This is a genomic window from Xenorhabdus sp. KK7.4 (genome assembly GCF_963876465.1).
In the GTDB taxonomy this organism is placed as follows: domain Bacteria; phylum Pseudomonadota; class Gammaproteobacteria; order Enterobacterales; family Enterobacteriaceae; genus Xenorhabdus; species Xenorhabdus stockiae.
In genome coordinates this window covers 1-3,582 of record NZ_CAWNQF010000129.1, presented here as the reverse complement: position 1 = coordinate 3,582, position 3,582 = coordinate 1, and the positions used below count along the sequence as shown (strand labels likewise).

The 3,582-nt window shown below is 43.7% G+C and carries 6 protein-coding genes; 2 read left to right on the top strand and 4 right to left on the bottom strand.

Annotated features, from left to right (window positions below; translation table 11 throughout):
* The coding region (locus tag AACS90_RS20815; protein WP_153043709.1) for a hypothetical protein at nt 1–201 on the bottom strand (201 nt) is incomplete at its 3' end.
* Nucleotides 202–333: 132 nt separating this feature from the next.
* Between AACS90_RS20815 and AACS90_RS20810 the strand changes: the two genes are divergently transcribed.
* Nucleotides 334–513, top strand: coding sequence for a hypothetical protein (locus AACS90_RS20810; protein ID WP_099109885.1), 180 nt, complete (start codon nt 334–336; stop codon nt 511–513).
* Between the two features lie 72 nt (nt 514–585).
* On the opposite strand, the gene AACS90_RS20805 is transcribed toward AACS90_RS20810, so the two are convergent.
* Complete coding sequence (locus AACS90_RS20805; RefSeq protein ID WP_038190420.1) at nt 586–795, bottom strand: helix-turn-helix transcriptional regulator; 210 nt, start codon at nt 793–795, stop codon at nt 586–588.
* A gap of 632 nt (nt 796–1,427) precedes the next feature.
* The gene (gene ftrA / locus AACS90_RS20800; RefSeq protein WP_099123614.1) at nt 1,428–2,417 is read right to left on the bottom strand and encodes a transcriptional regulator FtrA; all 990 of its coding nucleotides are present in this window, start codon (nt 2,415–2,417) and stop codon (nt 1,428–1,430) included.
* Nucleotides 2,418–2,500: 83 nt separating this feature from the next.
* On the opposite strand from ftrA, the gene AACS90_RS20795 reads away from it, so the two are divergent.
* The gene (locus tag AACS90_RS20795; RefSeq protein ID WP_099123613.1) at nt 2,501–2,896 is read left to right on the top strand and encodes a rhodanese-like domain-containing protein; all 396 of its coding nucleotides are present in this window, start codon (nt 2,501–2,503) and stop codon (nt 2,894–2,896) included.
* 349 nt (nt 2,897–3,245) lie between these two features.
* On the opposite strand, the gene AACS90_RS20790 is transcribed toward AACS90_RS20795, so the two are convergent.
* On the bottom strand, nt 3,246–3,582 hold a 337-nt coding region (locus AACS90_RS20790), incomplete at its 5' end, for a tyrosine-type recombinase/integrase (RefSeq protein ID WP_371635744.1).

Here is a 3,582-nt window from a genome sequence, read left to right as displayed (position 1 = left end):
ACGGTCGGTGCCGCCGCAGACAGGGCAAGCGCTATGTTTACCCTTTGCAGGAATATCGATACCACAGGCAGGTAACAGATTTTCCCAATGGTACATAGCGGATTGCTTCACGGTTTGAATAAATTCGAGCGGTTTTTGGCTGTCTGATTTATCCAAAGATGTCAATTTAGGGCGAGTTTGGTTATGCTGTGTATCAGCCATTATCGTTACTCCAATTAACGGTTATTGGTCAGACGCCTCAGATGTGTTCCAGCACACTGGGGCGTTGTTTTTTCATATTGATATAGGTAATGTGTAATGACACATAAACACATTACAGTGAGTGTAATTGACATGTCAACACACAAAAATACTCGTCGGGGCAATCCCCCATTCCAATTCAGACTTGATCCTGAACTACGGGCGCTCATGGAAATAGCCCAGGCACAAGATGGCGATGAGTCTTTAGCTGCGTGGATTAAGCGCATTGTCCGCAGAGAATTGCAGTCAAGAGGTATTGAATCTAACCTCTGAAAAAAGCAAGTTAAGGGTAGGCAAGTGCTACCCTTAGTTTTTTTATTCTTATCAAATGGTAGGTACATGTCATTAAATTCCACGAGACTCAGCAATCCGCTGATCTACCCAGCCATCAATTTCTGATTCAACAAACGCAACCGAACGAGGGCCGATTTTGACTTGCTTCGGGAACTTATCTTCTTTAATCAGCCTGTAGATCCATGCCTTGCTGTAGCCCGTTCTGCGCTGAACTTCTGGCAGGCGAATAAGACTTTCTTTAGATGTTGTAATCGTTGGCATGTATACCCCCTGTTATCGAGTCCTTGAAATGCCTTGGTAGACGTTATTTGATGACAGAGGATTATTTAAAAATTCCGTTTAATTGAAAGCGTAAACTCTTTATGCAATTCGTAAAATTACATGCGGGAGTATTGACTGTATGAAAAACAGTCCTGCGTGCCATGGGCACAGAAGATTAAAAAGCAATCATGTGTATAATGAATGTTTTTTATTAATGAATTGAAAAATAAGGGAATATATTATTTATTCAGAAAGTGGATCTTTAATAATCTATTTTTTGTATGAAAAACGGTCTTTGTTGTCTTGGGCAACAACGTTTAAAAAAACATCTTTCGCGTAAAGATTAATCAAAAGAAAGGTAAAATAAATTGTTGACAAGATCAGAACATAAAATTCTTCATAGTTTATGAATTGCACGTAAATAGTTTTTGCTGGCACTGTCAGAAAAGGATAAAAAATCACCATATGATGATTGTTATACCATGATGGATTGATCCGTTACTCTATCTGGCAGGATTCTGTAGAAAGGTACGGTTAAATCTGAAAGTCAGCTATGAGCGAAGAACAGACATTTAGCTTGCGATAGAAATGGCTTGGTGGTGTGTGACTATCCATTCCATATATCAATGGATTTATTGTCGTGAAATATGCATTTTGCGCAACGCCTGTGGACTAATACCAAATCGTTGGTGAAAGTGATAACGAAGGGAGTTGGCGCTGCCAAACCCTGCTTGCTGGGCTATTTGCTCAATACTGAAATGGGATTCATTGAGCGCCTGTTGTGCACGATTAAGTCGTTCATTCATCAGCCAGCGGGCAGGCGTAAGTCCAGTTGATTCCTGAAATCGACGGGTCAATGTTCGAGGGCTCATACCAACATGGCTAGCCAAAGAATCAAGCGTGTGCTTCTCTGCGATATTTTTATGTAGCCAGTCAAGCAGAAGGCCAAAACGCTGACTTTCCCGACTGCGGGCAACAGGGCGAAGCTGTTGCTGAGTCTGGCTTCCATCTCTGTGAGGTTGAAGGACTAGGCGACGGGCAACGCTATTGGCAATATCAAGCCCGAAATCGCTGCGTACTACATGTAGACACAGGTCAATCCCTGCTGCGCTACCTGCCGAGGTCAATAAAGCATCATTACCTACATATAGCACATCATCCACAACGTTTATCGCCGGGAAACGTTGCTGGAGTTCACTGGCGTAACGCCAATGTGTCGTCGCCTTATGTCCATCCAGCAAACCTGCTGCAGCCAGTACGAATACACCAGAACAAATAGATATCAGGCGGCAACCGCGTTGATGGGCTGCTCGAAGTTCATCGCACAACGTTTGCGGAACAGGCATGTTCACACCACGCCAGCCAGGAATGATGATGGTGTCTGCTTCCTTAAGCAATTCATACCCACCATCAACAACGATGCGGATCCCTCCGGTTGCCTGTAATTCGCCTTTATCAACAGAAGCAACAGCAAAACGATACCAATTATCCCCCAATTCAGGCCGTGAAAGCCCAAAAACTTCCACGGCTACGCCAAACTCGAAAGTACATAGCCCATCATAGGCTAGTGCAACGACCAATGGGCGAGAAAATGTTGTCGTGATCTTGGCGGAATCTGTCATGGTCTGTAGGTGTTTTAAGGTTAATTATTTGATGAAATATAGAAGTAATACAAAAACTGATTTTACCACAAGAGGAACACAATATGAGTACAGTCACTGATATTTCAGCCGCCACACCTGAAAAAGCCATTGCCTATTTCCAGCAGCGTCTTAGCATGGAAACAGATTGTGCCGACGTACATTCCGCAATAGTTTCTGGTGAAAGAGACTTTGTGCTTTTACATGTGGTTGGTAGTGCAGCGAGTTTTGCCCATTGCCATATACCTGAAGCGTTTCATCTTCCTCATCGTCTGATTAATACAGCGTCCTTAGACAGATGGCCAAGGGAAACTCAATTTGTCGTCTATTGTGCAGGCCCCCACTGTAACGGAGCCGATCGCGCGGCACTGAAGCTGGCTCAACTAGGCCGCCCGGTAAAAATAATGATTGGCGGTATTAAAGGCTGGGAGGATGAAGGTTTTGCTTTTGCTACAGCCTGAAAGGGCTCTGTACCAAAAATCTGACGACTGTTATGCCTGAACGGGCCATTTCCGGCTGAAGTCTGCGATTAACCCGTTCTGCTATCTCACGATATTATAATTCGCTGGGCTATCACAATAAATTTTTTAGCCAGAGAAATAAAACAAAAAGTGGCTTATTGCTGGGGTCCTTAGCGGCCCACCAGGTAACATGGAGCTATATAATTTCCGCTTTTGGCACTGAGCTAACTATCAGATTAAAGATGAAATAATACAACTATGGGTTGTATAAAAAGCCGACTTTGTTGGCACTACCAACAAAGTCTAAAAAGGCATCATGTTATCAATATATAATTGATATTATTCAATATTATCTCCTTCGTTTCTTAGCGAAATCATACGGCGTGATATGTTTTTCGCGGTTGGCATCCAGATAATCGGCCCACCATTGCACCATCAGTCGCCGTTCATCCAGATGTTTAGAGGTGTGAATATAGGCCGCTCTGACGTTTTTTCTTTCTACGTGGCTTAATTGGCGCTCGATCGCATCATCATTCCATAATCCTGATTCACCCATAGCCCCGCGCGCCATTGTCCTGAACCCATGCCCGCAAACATCGGTTTTGGTATCGTAGCCCATGCCACGCAAGGCGTTATTAACCGTGCTTTCACTCATGACCTTTTGTGGATCGTGATCGTTAGGGAAC

What these genes read in the sequence shown, in the direction of transcription:
- AACS90_RS20810 (WP_099109885.1), top strand. Translation starts at nt 334, where the DNA reads ATGTCAACACACAAAAATACTCGTCGGGGCAATCCCCCATTCCAATTC.
- AACS90_RS20805 (WP_038190420.1), bottom strand. Translation starts at nt 795, where the DNA reads ATGCCAACGATTACAACATCTAAAGAAAGTCTTATTCGCCTGCCAGAA.
- ftrA (WP_099123614.1), bottom strand. Translation starts at nt 2,417, where the DNA reads ATGACAGATTCCGCCAAGATCACGACAACATTTTCTCGCCCATTGGTC.
- AACS90_RS20795 (WP_099123613.1), top strand. Translation starts at nt 2,501, where the DNA reads ATGAGTACAGTCACTGATATTTCAGCCGCCACACCTGAAAAAGCCATT.